The 18,299-nt window shown below is 70.9% G+C and carries 22 protein-coding genes; 6 read left to right on the forward strand and 16 right to left on the reverse strand.

Annotated elements, in window-relative coordinates:
• Nucleotides 1–15 precede the first annotated feature (15 nt).
• On the forward strand, nucleotides 16–1,533 hold the full coding sequence (locus tag ACIQPR_RS06155; RefSeq protein ID WP_403642547.1) for a SpoIIE family protein phosphatase: 1,518 nt from the start codon (nucleotides 16–18) through the stop codon (nucleotides 1,531–1,533).
• Between the two features lie 103 nt (nucleotides 1,534–1,636).
• Here the strand turns inward: ACIQPR_RS06155 and ACIQPR_RS06160 are convergent, their stop codons facing one another.
• The 4 genes from ACIQPR_RS06160 to ACIQPR_RS06175 form a co-directional block, all read right to left on the reverse strand.
• Nucleotides 1,637–1,972 (reverse strand): DUF2516 family protein, encoded by a 336-nt coding sequence (locus tag ACIQPR_RS06160; RefSeq protein ID WP_078532710.1) that lies wholly within the window; start codon nucleotides 1,970–1,972, stop codon nucleotides 1,637–1,639.
• Nucleotides 1,973–2,114: 142 nt separating this feature from the next.
• Nucleotides 2,115–2,786 carry a hypothetical protein gene (locus ACIQPR_RS06165; RefSeq protein WP_403642549.1) on the reverse strand — a complete coding sequence of 224 codons (672 nt, stop codon included), beginning with the start codon at nucleotides 2,784–2,786 and terminating at the stop codon, nucleotides 2,115–2,117.
• Between the two features lie 151 nt (nucleotides 2,787–2,937).
• Entirely contained in the window at nucleotides 2,938–3,384 is a 447-nt protein-coding gene (locus tag ACIQPR_RS06170; protein ID WP_403642551.1) for a helix-turn-helix domain-containing protein, read from the reverse strand.
• Between the two features lie 481 nt (nucleotides 3,385–3,865).
• Complete coding sequence (locus tag ACIQPR_RS06175; RefSeq protein ID WP_403642553.1) at nucleotides 3,866–5,032, reverse strand: FAD-dependent oxidoreductase; 1,167 nt, start codon at nucleotides 5,030–5,032, stop codon at nucleotides 3,866–3,868.
• 53 nt (nucleotides 5,033–5,085) lie between these two features.
• On the opposite strand from ACIQPR_RS06175, the gene ACIQPR_RS06180 reads away from it, so the two are divergent.
• Both ACIQPR_RS06180 and ACIQPR_RS06185 read left to right on the forward strand, forming a co-directional pair.
• Nucleotides 5,086–5,805 (forward strand): TetR/AcrR family transcriptional regulator, encoded by a 720-nt coding sequence (locus ACIQPR_RS06180; RefSeq protein ID WP_403642556.1) that lies wholly within the window; start codon nucleotides 5,086–5,088, stop codon nucleotides 5,803–5,805.
• Complete coding sequence (locus tag ACIQPR_RS06185) at nucleotides 5,802–5,969, forward strand: hypothetical protein (RefSeq protein WP_403642559.1); 168 nt, start codon at nucleotides 5,802–5,804, stop codon at nucleotides 5,967–5,969. The genes ACIQPR_RS06180 and ACIQPR_RS06185 overlap by 4 nt, the downstream gene beginning before the upstream one ends.
• A gap of 70 nt (nucleotides 5,970–6,039) precedes the next feature.
• Here the strand turns inward: ACIQPR_RS06185 and sigJ are convergent, their stop codons facing one another.
• The 6 genes from sigJ to ACIQPR_RS06215 all read right to left on the reverse strand — a co-directional run bounded on the left by sigJ (nucleotide 6,040) and on the right by ACIQPR_RS06215 (nucleotide 10,118).
• Complete coding sequence (gene sigJ / locus ACIQPR_RS06190; protein ID WP_403642966.1) at nucleotides 6,040–6,939, reverse strand: RNA polymerase sigma factor SigJ; 900 nt, start codon at nucleotides 6,937–6,939, stop codon at nucleotides 6,040–6,042.
• 100 nt (nucleotides 6,940–7,039) lie between these two features.
• Complete coding sequence (locus tag ACIQPR_RS06195; RefSeq protein WP_403642561.1) at nucleotides 7,040–7,810, reverse strand: SDR family oxidoreductase; 771 nt, start codon at nucleotides 7,808–7,810, stop codon at nucleotides 7,040–7,042.
• Nucleotides 7,811–7,824: 14 nt separating this feature from the next.
• Complete coding sequence (locus tag ACIQPR_RS06200) at nucleotides 7,825–8,271, reverse strand: hypothetical protein (RefSeq protein ID WP_403642563.1); 447 nt, start codon at nucleotides 8,269–8,271, stop codon at nucleotides 7,825–7,827.
• A 101-nt stretch (nucleotides 8,272–8,372) separates the two neighbouring features.
• Complete coding sequence (locus ACIQPR_RS06205) at nucleotides 8,373–8,843, reverse strand: GNAT family N-acetyltransferase (RefSeq protein WP_403642566.1); 471 nt, start codon at nucleotides 8,841–8,843, stop codon at nucleotides 8,373–8,375.
• A gap of 67 nt (nucleotides 8,844–8,910) precedes the next feature.
• Nucleotides 8,911–9,471 carry an HAD domain-containing protein gene (locus tag ACIQPR_RS06210; RefSeq protein ID WP_403642569.1) on the reverse strand — a complete coding sequence of 187 codons (561 nt, stop codon included), beginning with the start codon at nucleotides 9,469–9,471 and terminating at the stop codon, nucleotides 8,911–8,913.
• 11 nt (nucleotides 9,472–9,482) lie between these two features.
• Nucleotides 9,483–10,118, reverse strand: a complete 636-nt coding sequence (locus ACIQPR_RS06215; protein WP_403642571.1) for an RraA family protein — start codon at nucleotides 10,116–10,118, stop codon at nucleotides 9,483–9,485.
• Between the two features lie 171 nt (nucleotides 10,119–10,289).
• On the opposite strand from ACIQPR_RS06215, the gene ACIQPR_RS06220 reads away from it, so the two are divergent.
• Nucleotides 10,290–11,168 carry a nitroreductase/quinone reductase family protein gene (locus tag ACIQPR_RS06220; RefSeq protein ID WP_403642574.1) on the forward strand — a complete coding sequence of 293 codons (879 nt, stop codon included), beginning with the start codon at nucleotides 10,290–10,292 and terminating at the stop codon, nucleotides 11,166–11,168.
• 36 nt (nucleotides 11,169–11,204) lie between these two features.
• Here ACIQPR_RS06220 and ACIQPR_RS06225 read toward each other — a convergent pair whose 3' ends face one another.
• From ACIQPR_RS06225 to ACIQPR_RS06235, 3 genes are all read right to left on the reverse strand, one after another.
• Nucleotides 11,205–12,266, reverse strand: coding sequence for a phosphotransferase (locus ACIQPR_RS06225; protein WP_403642577.1), 1,062 nt, complete (start codon nucleotides 12,264–12,266; stop codon nucleotides 11,205–11,207).
• Nucleotides 12,267–12,534: 268 nt separating this feature from the next.
• Nucleotides 12,535–13,269, reverse strand: coding sequence for an HAD family hydrolase (locus tag ACIQPR_RS06230; protein WP_403642579.1), 735 nt, complete (start codon nucleotides 13,267–13,269; stop codon nucleotides 12,535–12,537).
• Nucleotides 13,269–14,147, reverse strand: a complete 879-nt coding sequence (locus tag ACIQPR_RS06235) for a FadR/GntR family transcriptional regulator (protein ID WP_403642582.1) — start codon at nucleotides 14,145–14,147, stop codon at nucleotides 13,269–13,271. The genes ACIQPR_RS06230 and ACIQPR_RS06235 overlap by 1 nt, the downstream gene beginning before the upstream one ends.
• A gap of 166 nt (nucleotides 14,148–14,313) precedes the next feature.
• Between ACIQPR_RS06235 and ACIQPR_RS06240 the strand changes: the two genes are divergently transcribed.
• Nucleotides 14,314–14,502 (forward strand): hypothetical protein, encoded by a 189-nt coding sequence (locus tag ACIQPR_RS06240; protein ID WP_403642584.1) that lies wholly within the window; start codon nucleotides 14,314–14,316, stop codon nucleotides 14,500–14,502.
• A 40-nt stretch (nucleotides 14,503–14,542) separates the two neighbouring features.
• On the opposite strand, the gene ACIQPR_RS06245 is transcribed toward ACIQPR_RS06240, so the two are convergent.
• The 3 genes from ACIQPR_RS06245 to ACIQPR_RS06255 form a co-directional block, all read right to left on the reverse strand.
• Nucleotides 14,543–15,451: a winged helix-turn-helix domain-containing protein gene (locus ACIQPR_RS06245; protein ID WP_403642587.1), complete on the reverse strand. Its 909-nt coding sequence runs from the start codon at nucleotides 15,449–15,451 to the stop codon at nucleotides 14,543–14,545.
• Nucleotides 15,452–15,709: 258 nt separating this feature from the next.
• Nucleotides 15,710–16,969: a GNAT family N-acetyltransferase gene (locus tag ACIQPR_RS06250; protein WP_403642590.1), complete on the reverse strand. Its 1,260-nt coding sequence runs from the start codon at nucleotides 16,967–16,969 to the stop codon at nucleotides 15,710–15,712.
• 141 nt (nucleotides 16,970–17,110) lie between these two features.
• Nucleotides 17,111–17,713, reverse strand: a complete 603-nt coding sequence (locus ACIQPR_RS06255) for an aerial mycelium formation protein (RefSeq protein WP_403642593.1) — start codon at nucleotides 17,711–17,713, stop codon at nucleotides 17,111–17,113.
• 160 nt (nucleotides 17,714–17,873) lie between these two features.
• Between ACIQPR_RS06255 and dtd the strand changes: the two genes are divergently transcribed.
• Nucleotides 17,874–18,299 (forward strand): D-aminoacyl-tRNA deacylase, encoded by a 426-nt coding sequence (gene dtd / locus ACIQPR_RS06260; protein WP_403642595.1) that lies wholly within the window; start codon nucleotides 17,874–17,876, stop codon nucleotides 18,297–18,299.

The following is an 18,299-nucleotide window of genomic DNA, read 5'->3' on the forward strand; positions in this document are numbered from 1 at the left end:
GGAAGGAACAGGACGATGCCCGCACCCATACCGCGGCAGAGAGCGATCCCGGCCGCGGAGAGTGGTCAGGCGCCGGCCGTGCCCACGATCGGCGAGACCCCCGGAGCACCCTCCGGGGCCGCACCCGGAGACCTCTCCGGGCCGCCCGCACCCGGAGCCGGCTCAGCGCCGACGTCGGGGACCACCTCCACCGACACGGCGGAGGCCGCTCCCGACGGCACACCCGGAGTCACGGAAGCCCGGCCCGCACAGGACACCGCCAACGGCGACGACACGAGCACCGGCACCGGTACTGATGCCGGTGCCAGTACTGGCATCGAGGCCGCCCAGCGCGCCGCCCACTCCGGTCCCGCCGGTCACCTCACCCTGCTGATGATCGAGGACGACCCCGGCGGCTCGCCGATCGTGCCCGAGCTGCTCGACCCGACCGGCAAGCCGATCCGGGTCCGTACCGCCCGCAACCTCACCGAGGCCGAGCGGCTGCTCACCGACGACGTCCACTGCATCCTGCTTGACCTAGCGCTGCCCGCCCCCGGCCGGGCCGCGGACGGCGCCGACGAGGAACTGGCCGTGCTCAAGCACGTGCTGCGCATCGCGCCGCACCACGCCGTCCTCGCGCTCACCGCGTCCGGCGACACCGAGCGCGGCGCCGAGGCGGTCCGGGTGGGCGCCCAGGACTATCTCTTCCGGGACGAGCTGGACGGCCGGCTGCTGAGCCGCGCGATCCGGTACGCGGTGGAGCGGAAACGTTCCGACAGGGCCGAGCGCAAGCTCACCGAGTCCAAGCTGCGCGCCCAGGAGAACGCCCGCCTCGAACGCGGCCTGCTGCCCACGCCCCTCCTCGACGGCTCCGCGCTGCACTTCGCCGCCCGCTACCGCCCCGGCCGCTCCCGCGCACTGCTCGGCGGCGACTTCTACGACACCGTGCGCACCCCGGACGGCACCGTGCACGCGATGATCGGCGACGTCTGCGGGCACGGCCCCGACGAGGCCGCGCTCGGCGTGGAACTGCGCATCGCCTGGCGCGCGCTCACCCTGGCCGGCCTCTGCGGCGACCAGCTGCTCGGCACGCTGCAACAGGTCCTGGAGCACGAGCGCTCCGACGACGAGATCTTCGCGACGCTCTGCACGGTCGACATCGCGCCCGACGGCCGCCGCGCGGGCCTGTGCCTGGCCGGCCACCCGTCCCCGCTCCTCGCCCGCCCCGGCCGCCCGCCCGAACTGCTCCCCTACGACAACAACGGCCCCGCCCTCGGCCTGCTCCCCGGCGCCCGCTGGCCGCGCACGCAGGTGGAGCTGGGCGCGGAGTGGAGCCTGATGCTCTACACGGACGGTCTGATCGAGGGCCGGATCGGCGAGGGCCGCCGCGAACGGCTAGGCCAGGACGGCATGGTGGCGATGGTCCGCCGCCAGCTCGCCGAAGGCCTGCGGGGCGAGGAACTGCTCCGCGCTGCGGTGAACGAGGTCCGCGACCTCAACGGCGGCGAGCTGACGGACGACGTGGCGGTGGTACTGCTGGACCGGGCGCCGTAGGAGTCGGCGTCGGCCGTGGTCGGGAGTCGGCGTCAGCGTCAGCCGTGAGGCTCGGCGTCCGCGTCAGCCGTGGTTGGGAGTCGACGTCAGCCGTGGTTGGGGCTCAGCGTCCGCCGTTGTACGGGCCGTAGGGGCCGTCGCTGCTGGAGCCGCCTCTGCGGCTGCGGCCGCCGCCGGGGAGGCCGCGCAGGGCCGGGCGGACGTCGACCATGTACACGATCGTCGCGACGAGGCCGATGATCGGCAGGAACGACAGGATGTTGAAGATCAGGTTCACCACGAAGGCGAGCCCGAGGATGATCAGCCAGAACGGCTTGGTCTTCTTGTCCGCCGCGCGATAGGCGTCCTCGCGCCGGGTCGCGGCGTCGACGAGCGCGAACCCGCTGAAAACGATCAGGGCGGTGCTCAACAGCCACATGAACCCTGTGAAGCCCTGCATCAGCACTACGTCCACCACCAGACTCGGCTAGTCATTACGCGGTCACCGTACCCGCAACCGGATTGCCGCTAAAGACAGAACGGGTCGGGCACCCGTCGAGTGCCCGACCCATCACCGATCACCCGTTCGGGTCACTTTCGTGTCACTTCGCGGGCGGCGTCGTCTTCTTCGCGGCGGCCTTGCGGGCCGGAGCCTTCTTGGCGACGGGCTTCTTCGCCGGGGCGGGCGCGGCGGCGGCCGGGGCGGGCGCGGCGGCGGCCGGGGCGGGCGCGGCGGCGGGCTCGTCCTTGACCGGGACCGGCTCGGCGGCCGGCTCGACCACGACGGCCAGCTCCTCGATCTCGTCGGCGGCCTCGCCGCGCCAGGTCTTCACGGCCTGCTCGCCGTGCTCGGCGACCTTCTCGTAGGCCTCGCGGGCCTTGACCGCGTACTCGGCGGCGACGCCGACCCCGCGCAGCGCGAAGTCCTGGGCGGACTCGCCGAACTTCTTCAGGTCGGCGTCGAGCGTGGTGCCGAGCTTCTTGAGGTCGCCGTCGAGGCTGGTGAGGAACTCGTTGACCTTGGTCTGGAGGGTCTCCTGCGCCTCCTTGGCCTTGGCACCCGCCTCCTTGGCACGGGCGGCGGCCTTCTCCTGCACGGCCTTCGGGTCGGTGCCGCGCACGGCGTCGATCCGGGCCGGGGCCTCGGCGCGCAGCTGCTCGACCAGGCCGGGCACCTTCTTGGCCTGCTGGAGGGCGAGGTCGGCGGTGCCGGCGGCGAAGTAGAGGGGGGTGGGGTCGCTCAGGGTCTTGCGCAGGTCATCGGTGATGGCCATGGTGATGGTCCTCCCGGTTGCTGTCAGTTGAGGGTTTTTTGTTGCTTCCGCGCTGGGCGGGCGGGTCGTGCAGTGTCGCGTCGTCGACGACGGCCCATGTCGTGCTGTCCGGTGCCGTGCCGTGCCGTGCCGTCCACAGGCTGTGTCGTCGTCAACCGGTCGGCTGCTCCCGCGGTTCGGCGTCGCTGCCGTCGGCACCGTCACTCACGCCGGGACCGCTCTCCACGCCCTCGTACCCGTCGGCGATCTCGAACCCGTTCTCCTTGCGGAAGGACTCGTAGATCTGAAGCAGTACCTGCTTCTGCCGTTCGGTGAGTGTGGGATCGGCGAGGATGACCGCACGTGTCTCGACCTCGTCCCGGTCCCGCTCGGCGTCGAGGATGCCGGCCCGCACGTACAGCGTCTCGGCGGAGATCCGCAGGGCCTTGGCGACCTGCTGCAACACCTCCGCGCTCGGCTTGCGCAGCCCGCGCTCGATCTGGCTCAGATACGGATTGGACACCCCGGCGGCATCGGCGAGCTGCCGCAGGGACAGCTGCGCGGTGCGCCGCTGTTCACGCAGATACTCACCGAGATTGCCGACGTTGAGCGATGCCATGCCTTCACCTTGCACCACCTCTGCTAACTATTGCAAGCACCTGCTTGCAAAAGTGCGCCACGCCACTCGTTGTGCCGTACGGAGTTCACCCCGGACCGCGCCGAAGCACTGAGCACCTACTCCGCCCGGACGGATCGGAACGAGTGGCAGTAGGGATCGTGGACGTCCTTCCGCATGCGCTCCAACTCCCAGGTGTCCAGGAGGACCGGGAGTGCGGCATGCGTTCCTGTCACGCCGACGACGACAGCACCTCCCTCGTCCCGAAGGGGAAGATCCACGCCGAACGGCGGGGCATCCCGCGTTGTGGGGGTGTCGAGGTGGAGGCGGCACGTTTCCCGGTCGAGCAGCAGGAAGCCGCGCGGGCGCGGTTCCGCCGCCGCGGCAGGTTCCGTCGGGACGGAGAAGGCCACCACTGCGCAGCATTTCGTGTGCCGGCTGCGCGTGCAGACCGGACAGAGCTGTTGTGTCCGCGACGGCGGAGTCAGGCCGGTTGTACCTCGTCGAAGACCGCGATGGCCTCGGCGGGGTCCGGGCTCACCAGGCGGTTGAGGCCCTCGGTGGTGATGTGGGCCCACTTGGCGGCCCGGGTCCACATGCGTTGTTCGAAGGCGCGGACGGTCGCGTCGAGGTCTTCGGGGGCGGCGGCGATCGACTCGGCGAGTTCGGCGCCGTCCAGCATCGCGAGATTCGCGCCGACGCCCAGCGGGGGCATCAGGTGGGCCGCGTCGCCGACGAGCGTGACCCCGGGGACGTGGGTCCAGGTGTGGGACACGGGGAGAACGTGGAAGGGGCGGTGGGCGAAGGCCGTGCCGCGGCGGAGGAGGTCGAGGACGGGAGCGGCCCAGCCGTCGAACAGTTCCAGCAGGACCGACCGCACGGCCTCGGTGTCGGACAGGTCCGCATCCAGGCCCAGTTGCGTGTGCCAGTCCAGCGGTGCGCGGAACTTGGCATACACCTTCACGTGTCCGCCGCTGTTGCGCTGGGCGACGAGGCTCCGGTTCGGGCCGTACACGGCCAGGGAACCGTCGCCGATCAGCCGGGCGAGGTCGGGGTGGCGGTGGTCGACGTCGTCGAGGGAGGTCTCGATCGAGGCGACCCCGGTGTAGTGGGGCGTCACCGGCGACACGGCCGGGCGGACCCGGGACCACGCGCCGTCCGCGCCGACCACGAGGTCGTACGTCTCCTGTCGCCCGTCCGCGAACTCGACGAGTACGCCGTCCTCGGTCCCCGGCACCACCCGTGTCACGCCCCGCCCCCACCGGACGTCGAGCGGGCCGAGCAGCAGGTCGCGGAGTTGACCGCGGTCGATCTCGGGATTGGCCAGGTCGCCCGGGCGGGGCCGCCAGTCGCGCAGGACGTTCCCGGCCGGGTCCAGGATGCGCATGGCCTGCCCCTCGGGCCGGGACAGCGCGTGGTACTCCGCCAGCAACCCCGCCTTCTCCAGGGCGAGTTGACCCATTCCTTCGTGCAGGTCCAGCGCGCCGCCCGGAGGACGGGCGTCGGGGCCGGGATCGCGTTCGAGCACGGTCACAGTCACGGTCACGTCGGCGGTGGCGGCTCCGGCGCCGGAAGGTGCGTTGCGGTGCAGGACTCGGGCGAAGGTGAGGCCGGCGGGGCCTCCTCCGACTACGGCGATTCGCTGTCTCATGGCGATACACTGTATTGACCCGATGCTACGTATCGCAACAGTACGATGCGTTCATGACTGTGTGGGACCGCCCGGAGCCGCCGACCCGGCCCGTGCCGCTGGACCGGGAGCGGATCGTCGCCGCCGCCGTCGCGCTCGCCGACGAGGGCGGGCTGGAGGCGGTGTCGTTGCGCAAGGTCGCGGCCCGGCTGAACGCCGGTCCCATGCGGCTGTACGGCTTCATCTCCACCAAGGAGGAGCTGTTCGACCTCATGGTGGACGAGGTCCAGGCCGAGATCCTGCCCGAGGAACGGCAGGAACGGGAGGAAGGGCAGGATCGGCCCGGGGACTGGCGGGAAGCGCTGCGCGTCCTCTCCCATCGCACCAGGCGGGCCGTCCTCCGCCACGAATGGCTGGCCGACCTGCTCGGCGGCCGTCCGAGCCTGGGCCCGAACGGTCTCGCCGTGACCGAGGCCACGCTGTCCGCGCTCGACGGTCTCGCCGATGTCGACACCGTCATACGTGCCGTGGAGACCGTCGGCGCCTACTGCACCGGCGCGATCCGGCGCGAGATCGCGAACCTGCGCGCCGAGCGCGCGACCGGCCTGTCCAAGCGCGACTGGCAGCGCGCGTCCGGCCCGCACGTCACCCGCATGCTGGCCACCGGCCGCTTCCCTGCACTGTCCAGGGCCGTGTACGACGGCACGGACGTGGACGCCGAGACCTCCTTCGCGACCGGCCTGGAGTGGGTCCTCGACGCCGTGGCCGCCAGACTCGACCGACCTCGGACGTGACGACCGGCGCCGACATCCTGGCCGCCCCCGCGCTCGCGGAACGCCAAGTCCTGACGGGCCAGCTCGCGTTCGTTGGCACCGGTGAAACGGTCCCGGAAGACCCCGTCGGCGTCCGCTCTGTCGTCGGCGGCGCCGCCGAATCCACCGGGGGGACTGCCAGTTGACGTAGAGGAGTCAGACACGACCCGCGTCCTTCCGTCGCCCTCGACCTGGCCAACAGACCTGGCCCTCGACTCAACCTTCGTTCTGCCCTTCGGTCTTGTGTCCCGTCCAGGCCCGCAGCTTGTCGGGGTTGATCACCAGCCACAGGTCGGTGATCAGTCCGTCGCGGACCCGCGCCGCGAGTACGGCGATGGTCGTACCCGCGATCCGGACCGCGACACCGGGCGTGCCGTTGACGTCGTCCTCGACGAGCTCCACCTCGGGCTCCCGGCGCATCAGGCCGAGGAAGAGGCGGGCCACCTTGTCGCGGCCGACGACCGGTCGCAGCGCGGCCCGTACCTTGCCGCCGCCGTCGCTGCGCGACTCGACGTCGGGGTCGAGCAGGGCGACGAGCGCGTCGAAGTCACCGGTCTCGCACGCCTCGCGGAACGCGGAGACGACCCGTCCGTGCTCCTCGGCCGTGCTGCCGCCGGGCGGCCTGCGGGCCAGGCGGTGGCGCGCGGACGAGGCGAGTTGGCGGCAGGCGGCCGGGGTACGGCCCACCGTCTCGGCGATCTCGGCGAACGACAGCCCGAAGACATCGTGCAGGACGAACGCGACCCGCTCCGCCGGGGTCATCGAGTCCAGCAGCACGAGCATGCCCATGCTGACGGACTCGTCGAGGGTGACGCGGTCGGCGGGATCGTCCGCGCCCGTGGTGCCCGTGCCGGCCCAGGTGCTGCCGTGCCGGACCGGTTCGGGCAGCCACTCGCCGGTGTAGCGCTCGCGCCGGGCCCGCGCGGACCCGAGCTGGTCGAGGCAGATCCGCGAGGCGACCCGGGTCAGCCACGCGAGCGGCGCCGCGATCTCCCGCTGCGCGTCCTCGGACAGGGCGTACCAACGGGCGTACGTCTCCTGTACGACGTCCTCGGCGTCCTGCACCGAACCGAGCATCCGGTAACCGAGGTTGAGCAGCCGACGCCGCTCGGCCATGAGGGAACCGAGGGTGGGGTCCTGGCCACCTGGTCCGGGCGCCGGTGCCGCTCCGGTCGCCGATGCCGGTACTGGCGGGATGTGCACGGCGCGGTCATCCTCACTGGACGGCATGCGACCCGACCTGCTGCACGAGCCATTCCTCGAAGGTCTGGCTGCCGCGGGGCCCCGACTCCCCACCCGGGAGCGGCAGTTGTCCGTCGCCCGTCATCGCCGCGCCGGTCGCGCCCGGCATCCGTACCGGCAGCAGCAACCGGCGTTCGTGCCGGGCGCGCAGCAACCGGCGTGCCATGTCGACGAGTTGCTCGACGCGCGGCCCGGCGAGGTCGGGGGCCATGCCCCGGGCAGGGGCGAGGGTGAGGTCCACCAGGTGCCGGGCCACTTCGCGGGCCGCGATCGGCTGGGTCCGCATCCGGGGCACCACCGCGACGGGCCCCGGGACCCGGTCGAGAGTCTGCGCGGCGAACTCGTGGAACTGGGTGGCGCGCAGCACGGTCCACGGCAGCGGGCCGTTCCGCACGACGTCCTCCTGCCGGAGTTTGCCCCGGTAGTAGCCGAGGCCGACCCGGTCGATGCCGACGATCGACAGCACCACGTGATGCCGTACGCCGGCCCGCGCGCCCGCGTCGAGCAGCTGCCGTCCCACGGTGTCGAAGAACGCGACGGCCTTCTTCGCGCTCGTCGTCGTCACGTTGCTCACGTCGACGACGGCCTCCGCGCCCTCCAGGGCGGCATCGAGCGCCGCGCCGCCCGCGACGAGGTCCACGCCCCGCGACCGGCTCAGCACCACCGGTTCGTGTCCGGCGGCGGCCAGTTCCTCGACGACGTACCGGCCGACCAGCCCGGTGCCGCCCGCCACAGCGATTCTCATACGGTCCCGCTCCTTCACTGGATCCCATCCCCTCGCACCGAACGAACAGGCACCGCTACCGGCCTCGGCCCCGGCACCAACAGCACGGCCGCCGCCAGTACGAGCGCGGCCAGGAGGACCACGTTGAGGACCTGGTCCCGCGTCCCGTACATGTCGAGGTGCTGCACGTGATAGCTGAAGTGCAGCACGTTGAAGACCAGCCACACCGCACCCGTCGTCTGCACCAGCCTGGTGTTCCGCACCTGGCGCAACGCGACGAGCGTGAGGCAGGCCAGCGCGAGGAACATGGCTCCCGCGTCCTTGGCGAGGTGCTCGTTGTAGGGCCCCAGCTGGGGCAGCCAGCTCAGTCCGAACCCCGGGAAGTTCGCGTACCACCCGGTCGGCGCGAAGTAGGCCCAGGTCCCTGTGTACACGCCGACCAGCGCCAAGAGGCCGAGGCTGACGTACCGGATTCTGTTCATACGTCTACGACGACGCAGCCTCGGAAAATGTCAGGGCGGGCGGCGTGGAGGTCGGCGCGCGGGGTGGAGGTCGGCGACCGGAGTGGAGGTCGGCGGGACGATCAGGGCCGCGGCCCGCCGGGCGCCGCGCGCACCATGAACACGTCCACGGAATCCTCCGTCTCCACGGTGAACCCGTACCGCGCGTACAGCCGCCGGGCCGGACTCCCCCGCAGCACGTTCAGCCGCACGGCGCCGCCGCCCCCGTCACGGCGGTCGCACCGCGCCAGCAGTTCGCCCAGCACCCCGGACCCGATGCCCGCGCCCTGGAACTCCGGCGCGAGATAGAAGTGCTCCAGCCAGTGACAACGGGCGTCCGCGTCCGGCCGCAGCGCCACGCACCCGGCGAACCGCCCGCCCACCTCGATCACCCAGGTGTGCCCCGGCTCGAACCCGTCCCGCAGCCGCTGCCGCACCCGCCGCTCGTCGTACCGCCCGAGCCGCTCCAGATCCGCCCGCAGCACGACCGCCCGCAACTCGGCCACACCCTCGACATCCGCCCACACCGCAGGCCGTATCGCCCAGTCCGCCATGATCACCACGGTAGCGCGGGCCGGTACGCCGACGGATCACCTGTCAGCCCAGCCCGGCCGCCTCAGGTCACCGATCGGCCGCCAACCACGCCTCCATCACCGAGAGATCCGCATCCGTGATCCCGTACCGATGGTCGACGCGCTGAAGCAGGGCCGGGCCGGGGTGATGCGCGCTCACCCAGTCGCGGTCGGTGTCGCCGATCTCGTCGTCCACCCAGACGAAGGACCGGCCGGCGGCCCAGGTGACCAACGGCCGGGTCTTCCAGTGCAGTTGCCTGCCCCCGCTCCCGCCCGCTCCCCCGCCGTCGCTCTCCTCGGCCGGGTCGGGCCAGTCCACCAGGGGCAGTTGGGGGAGGCCGAGCCAGGGGGCCACGCAGACGTTCGCGTCGTCCATCCAGGTCGTGGCCCACACCAGTTCACAGCCCAGCGCCAGGAGCCGTGGGCCGAGTGAGGGGTCGATGCGGGTCAGCAGGGGCGGGGCGTCGAGTGCGGGCGGCGCGAAGCCGGAGGCGTGGACCGGGTACGGGTGGGACGCGCCGAAGGGCAGCAGCGTGCCGTCGACGTCGAGGAAAAGGAGGGTGGGAGCGTCCCCTCGCGGAGCACTCGCTGACAGGGCACTCGCTCTCACCGCGCTCCCGCTCACGCCCCTTCGCCCTCGGGTCCACCCGCCGCGCGCAGCAGTTCCTCGATCCTCGCCCGGTGGGACTTCTCCCAGTCGTCGAGGGTCTGGGTGGACTCCTTCTCCAGGCGGGTCCGGGCGGCGGTGAGGAGTTCCGTGCTGCGGGCGGACGGTACGACCACCACGCCCTCCTCGTCGGCCACCACGATGTCCCCGGCGTCGACGGTGGCTCCGCCGCAGCGGACGCGTTCGTTCAGCGGGAGTACGGTCTTCTTCGCGCCCGGGATCGGGATGACGCCTCGGGCGAAGACGGGGAAGCCCGCTGCCCGTACCTCGCTCAGGTCGCGGATCACCCCGTCCAGGACGAAGCCGGCGATGCCCCGGCGCTGGGCGATGGCACAGACGTTGCCGCCGGCCAGGGCATAGTCCAGGTCGCCCGACTCCACCACGATGACCGAGTCCGGCTCGGCGCGATAGATGGCCGCGTGCAGCATGAGGTTGTCGCCGGGCGGGCAGCGCACGGTGAAAGCCGGCCCGGCGAGGCGGGACGGCGGGCCCCACAGGGGCCGGATGCCGATGTCCATGATCCGTTCACGGCCCAGGAGTTCGGCGAGCGTGGTGGTGGGGATGTCCTCGAATTCGGTGGCGTCGGTCATGCCCCGGACGCTACCGTCCCTCCCATGACTGCCGGGTCGGCCATGTGCCGTGAGCGAGTCGGGTACCCGGCCTCCGAGTGAGGTCGTGGCGGGCCAGGGGCCCGCCGTCTGTCACTGCGTCCATCTCGACACCCTTCACGGACCAGCGACAGAAAGAGCCGACACAGCCGTATGCCCCATGACTTCAACCAACAGATCATCGACGAGTTCCGTGCCCGCAAGGGCCGCGTGGGCGGCCACTTCGAGGGCGCCCGTCTCCTGCTCCTCACCACAACCGGCGCCCGTACCGGCACCCCGCACACCACCCCGGTCGGCTACCTCGCCGACGGCGGCGACCGCGTCCTCGTCATCGCGTCGGCGGGCGGTTCCGACCGGCACCCCGACTGGTACCGCAACCTCCTCGCCCACCCCCAAGTGACCGTCGAGAGCGGCGCGTTCACCTACGAAGCGCGCGCCGTGGTGCTCGACGGCGCGGAACGCGACGAGGTCTTCGCCCGCGCCGTGGAGGCGGACCCGGGCTGGGCGGCGTACCAGGAGAAGACGACTCGCGTCATCCCGGTCGTGGCCCTCTACAGCCTGGCGCGGGGCGGCCCGGGGAACATCAACGCGTCCTCCTTCGGCGAGGCCATGAAGGTGGTGCACGACGCGTTCCGCCGCGAACTGGCACTGATAAGGGCGGAATTGGCCGACGAGCCCGAGCCCGAGCCCGAGGCCAAGACCGAGAATGGGACCGGGACAGACAGCGGGACACTCGGCGCCCAACTCCGCATCAACTGCCTGACGTTCTGCCAGGGCCTGCACAACCACCACACCGGCGAGGACCTGGCGTTGTTCCCGCTGGTCGCCGAGCAACACCCGGACTCGGCGGAGGCGTTGGCGCGGCTGCGTGAGGAGCACGAGCGGATCGCGGTGTTGGTGGAGGAGCTGCGCCGAGTCCTCGCCACCGGTACGGACCGGGAGAGCACCCGTACCGAGGTGGATCGTCTCGCCACCGCCCTGGAGGCTCATCTCACCTATGAGGAGGCGGAGTTGATCCCGCTCCTCACCTGAGGTCTCAGGCCTGAGGCCCGCCTCCCCCTTGGCCCCTTAAGCCCCTTCCCCGGCATACCGCACCAGCGCCCCGGCGATCCGGGACCTGCTCGGGATCTCGGCCAGGCCGAGGGGGACGGCGGCGGCCGTCATGATGGTCTGTAGTTTCCGGACCGCTGCCGGGAGCCGGACCCAGTTGATGTTCGATCCGTCGCGCAGGGACAGGGACAGCCGGATGACGTCGGTGAACACCGACTGCGCCCGCTTGAAGTCGAGGATGCGCCCCAGGTCGTCCGCCCAGCCCCGCACGCTGCCGGGCCGTACTCCGCCGACGGCTTCCGCCCAGTCGCCGGCCATGCGCTGGGCCTGCTCCGCCGGATAGGACATCAGGTAGAGGTGGGTGGCGAGGTCGTAGAGGGGGTCCCCCAGCATCGCCAACTCCCAGTCGATGGACCAGAGTCGGTTGTGGGGGTCGAGGACGAAGTTCTCCCGGTGCAGGTCCGCGTGGAGCAGGCAGAAGTCGCGGCGGACGAGTCCGGAAACGTTCTTTCTGAGGTGGACGAACGCCTCGGGGTGGAGGCCGAGTTCTGTGAAGAGCCGCCCGAACGCGGGGAAGTTCTTCTCGTAGACCTGTTGCTCCACGAAGACGATGAGCCGGTCGAGGAAGTCGTCGCAGTCGCCGTCCTCGGCGCGGTCCTGGGCCTCGCAGCTGCGTTCCACTTCGAGCGTGTCCGGTGTGACGCGGGCCAACTCCCGGAACAGATCGACGATCTGGCCGTGGATCGGCTGCGGGATCCGCCGGTCGCCCCACGGGCGGGACTTGAGCGTGCGGCCCTCGATGAAGACCTGCAGGGCCATGCCCTCCACGTCGTGGATGACGGGGATGCGGCTGATCCGGCCGTTCAGTGCGCGGAGCAGGGCCTCTTCCGATCGGAAGCACCTGCGGTCGAACCACAGGATCCGCTCGCGCGGTTCCCGGAGTTTCACGATCCGCGTCTCGCCCGGCATGGTCAGCACATAGGTCTCGTGGTGATAGCCCTTCAGGGGGCCGGTCACCACACCGCTTTCGCCGACCAGTTCGTCGGCTCGCTGCCGAACACCGGTGAGTTGGGATGTCATTCGCTGGGTTCAGCCCGTTCCGGTTGAGCCGATGAGTAAGGGATGAGGCACGTTACTCCAGAGGCGTCGGACAACGCCGGAGAACCCGCCCATTGAACCGTCGCGGGCGACGGCACGTACATCCGACGGGCGAGCGGACGAATTCGGACGTGCGCGCACCCCCGGCGGGTACGCGTCGCCGCGCCTGCTCGCCGCTGTCCGGGCCGTGGTGTCGGCTGTGGTGTCGGCCGCAGTGTCCGACCGTCCGGGCGGGACACCTGGCCGGACGTCACAACTGCCGTACCGAGTCCAGCACCGGCCGCAACGACCCCACCACGGACTCGGCGCCGGCCCTTCGCAGCAACGTTTCCTTCGTCTCGTTACGCGCGTAGCCGAGGAACGGGATGCCGGCGCGGCGGGCGGCTTCGAAGTCGGAGGGGGTGTCGCCGATCATCAGGGCGTCGGTGGGGGCGGCGCCCATCGCGCGCAGGGCGCGGTTGAGGCAGTGGGGGTTGGGTTTGAGGAGGTCGAGGTCGTTGGTGCGGCCGTAGACGTGCGGGGTGAAGCACTCCAGCAGGCCCCGGCCGTGGAGGTATTCCGTCACCGTGCGGGGGGAGTTGTTGGTGGCGACGGCGAGGTGGATGCCGACGGCGTTCCAGGTGCGTATCAGGGGGTCCGCCCAAGGGGTGGGGAACGCCGAGTCGACCGCCTTGAGTTCGTGCTGGGTGAGCAACTCCTCCAGTTCCTCGACCAGATCGCTGCGCGGGTGCCGCTTGTTGACCGCGTGCAGGACGACGTGCGGATCGGGGTGCACTCGCTCGCTCGGTGTCAGAAGTCCCTTCAGCCCCTGCCTCTCCAGCCAGGCCACCAGGTCCTTCGCCACGCCCTCCGCCGAGAGTCCCGCGAAGAGCCGGCAGATCGGGCCGTCGAAGTCGAAAAGGACGAAGCGAGCGCCGGTGATCAGTTCGCGTACGTTGCCTGTCTCTTCTGTCACCGGAACAGTCTGCGCCGTATCAGGAGTCACTAGGAGAGTGTCAGGTCCGTGGTGATGGTTTCCCAGAGGGCGTTGAACCACTTCTGCGATTCCTCCACGAACGCCGCGTCGCGCTGACCTGCCTGTCGCTGGAAGGAGAAGAGCAGGGACTGGCTGCCGAGCACGTCGTACATGTCCAGGGTCTGGCTGCCGTACTCCTCCGCCCGTCTCACGAGCATGTAGTAACCGAGCAGCGCCTCCTCGCCGTTGAGGAGATACAGCTTCACGGGCGGGGTGAAGGGCAGGGCGCGGAAGGTGACGTGCACGTCGATGCCGTGGGTGGCGCGCAGGGCCAGCAGGTTGTGCTGGAGCACCTGTCCCTGGGAGTTGCGCATCAACAGCCAGCGCTTGTGGACCGAGTCGTCCTCGCCGGAGTCCTCGACCGGGACGGGGAAGGCGAGGGTGATCTCCCTGGACGGGACCAGGATGCGTACCTCGATCGAGCGCGGGTCGAGGCGACCCTCGTGGATCTGGCGGAGGGTCTCACCGATGGCCACCATCAGGGTCTCGGCGGTGTGGCACACGACGTCGATGCGGACGTCCGTCGCCCCGAACGCCTCTGCCAGGCGCGGCGCCAGCCCCACCATGGTCCGCTGCGGTTCGTCCGGCCCCGCCGGCGGCTCCGCGATCCGTGGCGGGCTCCCCTTGCTGACGTTGGTGAGCAGTCCGGCCTCCTGGAGAACCCGCAACGCCTGTCGTACGGCGCCTCGTTCGACGCCGAACTCCTCCGCGAGGTCGGCCTGGGTGGGCAGGCGGTCGCCCGCCTTGAGGTCGCCGGCGCGGATGCGGTCCCGCAGGGCGTCGGCGATCTCCTGGGGCGAGAAGCTTCTGCTGCCGTTCACTGCCACGTTCTCCTGGGTCACAACCAAACGGTATAACTCTGCCCCATCTAAGGGGAGTTGTTTGGAACTTGATGTCGAGTAGGTGTGAGTAGGTACCAAACGGGAACAACTTAAGCAGAGTTGGCTGCCAACTTTCTAGAGTTGCTCCAAGTTGGTGGAAGTTTTGCTTCCGCAGCCCGAAGGGGGAAACACCGTGCCTGCCATCGCTCTCCTGTCCGCCGTCTTCGTCGTCGGATTCGAACAGATCGTCCAGTGGAAGTTCGGCGCCACCGGCATCATCGGCCTGCTCCTGGTCTCCATCGGCATCAAGGCCAAGAGTCCGGCCATCAGCTCCATCGGGGCCGTCGTCCTGGCCCTGCTGTTCACCGGACCCGCTCTGTGATCCGAAAGCCGCCCTCCGGATCAGCCACCGCGGGAGGCGATCAGCTCGTCAGCCTCAGCTCCGAACTGATCGTCTCCCACAGTGCGTTGAACCACAGCTGGGACTGTTCCACGAACGTCGTGTCCCGCAGCCCCGCACCCTGCTCGAACGCGAACAGCATCGACTGGGTGCCCTCCGCGTCGTACATCTCCACCTGCTCCTGACCGATCTCCTCCTCGCGCTGGCTCAGTGTGTAGTACGCGAAGAGCGCCTCCGAGCCGTTGAGCAGGTACAGCTTCACCGGAGGCGTGAACGGCAGCGCGCGGAACGTGATGTGCACGTCGATGCCGTGCGTCGCGCGCAGGGCCAGCAGATTGTGGCTCAACACCTGCCCCTGCGCGTTGCGTTGGGCCAGCCAGCGGCGCTGCGGCCGGCTGTCCGCCGGGGAGTCCACCAGGGACGGGAACGCGAGCTCGATGTCGCTGCTCGGCAGCAGCACCCGCACATCGACCTTGGCCGGATTCAGCTCCCCGGCGTGGATCTGCCGCAGCGGCTCGCCGATGGCCAGCGTGAGCGAGACCGCCGTCAGACACAGCGCCTCGATCTCCACGTGCGGCTGCGCGAAGGCGTCCGCGATGCGCGGGGCCAGGCCCACCATCGTGGGCTGCGGCGGGGCTCCCGGGCCGGTCAGGGCCAGTCCCAGGTCGGGGGCCACGGTCGCCGGACTCCCCTTGGACACATTGGTGAGCAGTCGCTCGGACTGAAGGATGCGCAGCGCCTGCCGTACGGCTCCGCGCTCGACGCCGAACTCGTCCGCCAGCTTGGCCTGGGTGGGCATGCGCTGGCCGGGCCGCAGCACACCGGACCTGATCCTGGTGCGCAGCTCGTCGGCCAGTTCGCGGTGTGACCACTGTGGCCGTGGTGACCTCGACCGTCCATTGACGGTGGCGTGTTCGGGCTCCACGACCAAACCCTACAACTTCTCGCCATCTTTGGGCAGTTCAAGGAAAGGTGGTTATGAGACGCATCCAAGAGGAGATAACTAGAGAAGAGTTGGTTACCAACTTAGGTAACTTGGCCGACCGGACCTCTCTCCTGGAGGGGAGCCGAGAGCCCGGTCGGCCGGCTCGACAGCACGACGGTGCGACAGCACGACGAACCACGACAACTCAACAGCTACGGATGAGTTCACCCACCCGCCGCCAACCGGCCGCACAGCGAGGAGCGTTCAGAAGATGTCCGGGCACCAAGGCCGCCTGGACGTACGCAGCAGGGCGTCGGCCACTCGGGCGGCGCCCGCTCGTTCTTCCCGCACCAGGCCCAGCGCCGCGAACCGCGAGGCCGACGCGTCACCGAGCCACAGCGACGCCAACTCCCGTACATCGAGCGCGAGTTCCGCACTCTCCGTGGTCGGCGCACAGGACGCTCCGTGCGCCGAGGCGTCCAGCCGGTAGCGCCCGCCCGCCAGTCCGGCCGCGTCGGTCACCTCGAAGACCAGCGTGCCCTCCCCCTCGTAGGACCGCGCCTCCATGGCCCGTACGACGTCCAGGACGCGCACCCACAGCCAGTCCGCCTGGCTGGTGATCGTGGCCGCGCGCGGGTCCGGGAGGAAGTGCGGCAGCAGGTCGTCGGGGGAACGCCAGCCCGACTTCACCCGGGTCACCCAGTCCAGCGAGCAGACGTGCTGCCACAGGGCGCGTTCGGCGGCCGGGGTGGTCGCGATCAGCCCCCGCACGGTGGCCGTGTCGCCCGGCTGCTTGGCGTCGGTCCAGGTGTCGTCGCAGGTGTAGGGGGCCAGGCCCGCGACCTCGCCGCCCGGCGCGCGGTAGACGGCGTAGAACGGCTCGTGCCACGGCACCCGGCCCGGCCGTACGGCGCCCGTGGCGACCCGCCACCAGCGGTCGTCCCGGTCGATCGCGCCGGGCAGGCCGCGGCGCAGGCGGTCGTGGAGTTCGGGGCCGAGCTTGCGGACGTCCGCCGCGTCCACCAGGTCGATCCGGCCGCCGTCCTCCGGGCCGGACCAGCGGGGGTCCAGGCCGGTGCGCTGGACGTCGATGGCCCACTGGGTGGCGGTGGTGGCGGGGCCGAAGCCGTAGCGGCCGTAGATGCGGTACTCGGCGGCGATGAGCGTGGCGACGACGTCGCCGCGTTCCTTCGCCGCGGCGAGGTCCTGGTCCATCATGCGGGTGAGCAGGCCTCGGCGGCGGTGGGTGGCGGTGACGCTGACGTTCGTGATGGCGTCGGCGGGGACGGGGGTGCCGCCCACCGCCGTGAGTTCCTGGGGGAAGGAACGGAAGGTGGCCACGCAGCGGTCGTCGTCGAAGGCGGCGAGGGTGCGGGACGGGTCGATGTAGCCGGTGCGGTCGGCGAGTTCGGCCTCGTCGACGGTGGGGGTACGGAGGAAGCCGGTGTTCAGGGCCCGGATCCAGTCGGGGATCTCGGAGGTGGTGACGGGGCGTACGGGGAGGTCGTGTCCGCGGCTGCTCATGGGGCCACGGTAGGTCGGTGCGGGGTGGCGCGGCCGGGATTTTTTCCCGCCCCCGCGCCGACCGCGAAGCGTCGCCTGCGGTGAAGCGTCACCGACCGCGAAGCCCCGCCGGCCCTGACGCCCCGCCCGCGCGAAGCGGCCTCACACCAGCAGGTCGTCCACCTGTGCCTCGCCCGCCCGGTACCTGCGGGCGATCTCCGCGCTGCACCCGTCGGCCGTGTGCTGGAGGAGCTGACGGCGCCGGGACACCTGCTGTTCGTACCGTACGAGCCGGCCCATCGCGTCGGTCAGTTCCTGGTCGGTGCGGGCCTCCAGGTCGGAGAGTTCGACCTCGGCGAGCATCTCGGCGGCCAGCAGCCGGTACTCCTCGCTGTGCGGGGTGCCGAGCGTGACGTGCCGGGCCGAGGAACGGTGGCGGGCGGGCGCGTCGGCGAGGATCTCCGAGAGGCGCTCCACCACCGAGGCCGCGCCCGCCGGGGAGCGGCGGGCCAGTTCGGCGCGCAGGATGTCGATACGGCCCTGGAGGAGCCGTCGGACGTAACTGAGGTCGGCCTCGTCGCGCTGGGCGTCGCGGCGCAGCGCGCGCAGTTCCGGGAGGCGCAGCGCGGTCAGGTCGGGTGCGGCGGGTTCGGCCGGCAGCAGCGCGCTGTCGACGCGCTGGACGGGCGGGCGGCGCGTGGCCGGTGCTCCCGCGCGGATCAGCGAGACAGTCCCGGGGGGCTGCCCGGTGCTCGGTGTGCTCATGTGCCTCTACCCGTCCCCTCGACCGGCGTGTGGACAGCATCGTGCCACCCCAAGTGGCCGCTATGTGACCGAGTGCCCCCGAACGGCCCCAGATGGGGGGTTAAGGAACAAAAATAGGCCCGCCGGGAGCCGTTCGCGTCCGCACGGCATGATGGGACTCATGCGAGCAGTGGTACAGCGGGTGGACGGCGCGAGCGTCGTCGTGGACGGCGAGACGGTCGGGGCGGTCGAGGGCGAGGGGCTGTGCGTCCTCGTGGGGGTCACCCACGAGGACACCAAGGAGAAGGCGGCCCAACTGGCCCGCAAACTCTGGTCGATCCGCATGCTGCACGAGGAGAAGTCGTGCAGCGACATCGACGCGCCGCTGCTCGTCATCAGCCAGTTCACGCTGTACGGCGACGCCCGCAAGGGCCGTCGCCCCACCTGGAACGCGGCGGCCCCCGGCGATGTGGCCGAGCCGCTCGTCGACGAGGTCGTCGCCCAACTCCGCGCGCTGGGCGCCACGGTGGCGACGGGCCGCTTCGGCGCCCGGATGCGCGTGGCACTGACGAACGACGGCCCGTTCACGGTCGTGATCGACCTCTAG

Source organism: Streptomyces sp. NPDC091280 (assembly GCF_044768565.1).
GTDB lineage: Bacteria > Actinomycetota > Actinomycetes > Streptomycetales > Streptomycetaceae > Streptomyces.

What these genes read in the sequence shown, in the direction of transcription:
- ACIQPR_RS06155 (WP_403642547.1), top strand. Translation starts at nt 16, where the DNA reads ATGCCCGCACCCATACCGCGGCAGAGAGCGATCCCGGCCGCGGAGAGT.
- ACIQPR_RS06160 (WP_078532710.1), bottom strand. Translation starts at nt 1,972, where the DNA reads ATGCAGGGCTTCACAGGGTTCATGTGGCTGTTGAGCACCGCCCTGATC.
- ACIQPR_RS06165 (WP_403642549.1), bottom strand. Translation starts at nt 2,786, where the DNA reads ATGGCCATCACCGATGACCTGCGCAAGACCCTGAGCGACCCCACCCCC.
- ACIQPR_RS06170 (WP_403642551.1), bottom strand. Translation starts at nt 3,384, where the DNA reads ATGGCATCGCTCAACGTCGGCAATCTCGGTGAGTATCTGCGTGAACAG.
- ACIQPR_RS06175 (WP_403642553.1), bottom strand. Translation starts at nt 5,032, where the DNA reads ATGAGACAGCGAATCGCCGTAGTCGGAGGAGGCCCCGCCGGCCTCACC.
- ACIQPR_RS06180 (WP_403642556.1), top strand. Translation starts at nt 5,086, where the DNA reads ATGACTGTGTGGGACCGCCCGGAGCCGCCGACCCGGCCCGTGCCGCTG.
- sigJ (WP_403642966.1), bottom strand. Translation starts at nt 6,939, where the DNA reads ATGGCCGAGCGGCGTCGGCTGCTCAACCTCGGTTACCGGATGCTCGGT.
- ACIQPR_RS06195 (WP_403642561.1), bottom strand. Translation starts at nt 7,810, where the DNA reads ATGAGAATCGCTGTGGCGGGCGGCACCGGGCTGGTCGGCCGGTACGTC.
- ACIQPR_RS06200 (WP_403642563.1), bottom strand. Translation starts at nt 8,271, where the DNA reads ATGAACAGAATCCGGTACGTCAGCCTCGGCCTCTTGGCGCTGGTCGGC.
- ACIQPR_RS06205 (WP_403642566.1), bottom strand. Translation starts at nt 8,843, where the DNA reads ATGGCGGACTGGGCGATACGGCCTGCGGTGTGGGCGGATGTCGAGGGT.
- ACIQPR_RS06215 (WP_403642571.1), bottom strand. Translation starts at nt 10,118, where the DNA reads ATGACCGACGCCACCGAATTCGAGGACATCCCCACCACCACGCTCGCC.
- ACIQPR_RS06220 (WP_403642574.1), top strand. Translation starts at nt 10,290, where the DNA reads ATGCCCCATGACTTCAACCAACAGATCATCGACGAGTTCCGTGCCCGC.
- ACIQPR_RS06225 (WP_403642577.1), bottom strand. Translation starts at nt 12,266, where the DNA reads ATGACATCCCAACTCACCGGTGTTCGGCAGCGAGCCGACGAACTGGTC.
- ACIQPR_RS06250 (WP_403642590.1), bottom strand. Translation starts at nt 16,969, where the DNA reads ATGAGCAGCCGCGGACACGACCTCCCCGTACGCCCCGTCACCACCTCC.
- ACIQPR_RS06255 (WP_403642593.1), bottom strand. Translation starts at nt 17,713, where the DNA reads ATGAGCACACCGAGCACCGGGCAGCCCCCCGGGACTGTCTCGCTGATC.
- dtd (WP_403642595.1), top strand. Translation starts at nt 17,874, where the DNA reads ATGCGAGCAGTGGTACAGCGGGTGGACGGCGCGAGCGTCGTCGTGGAC.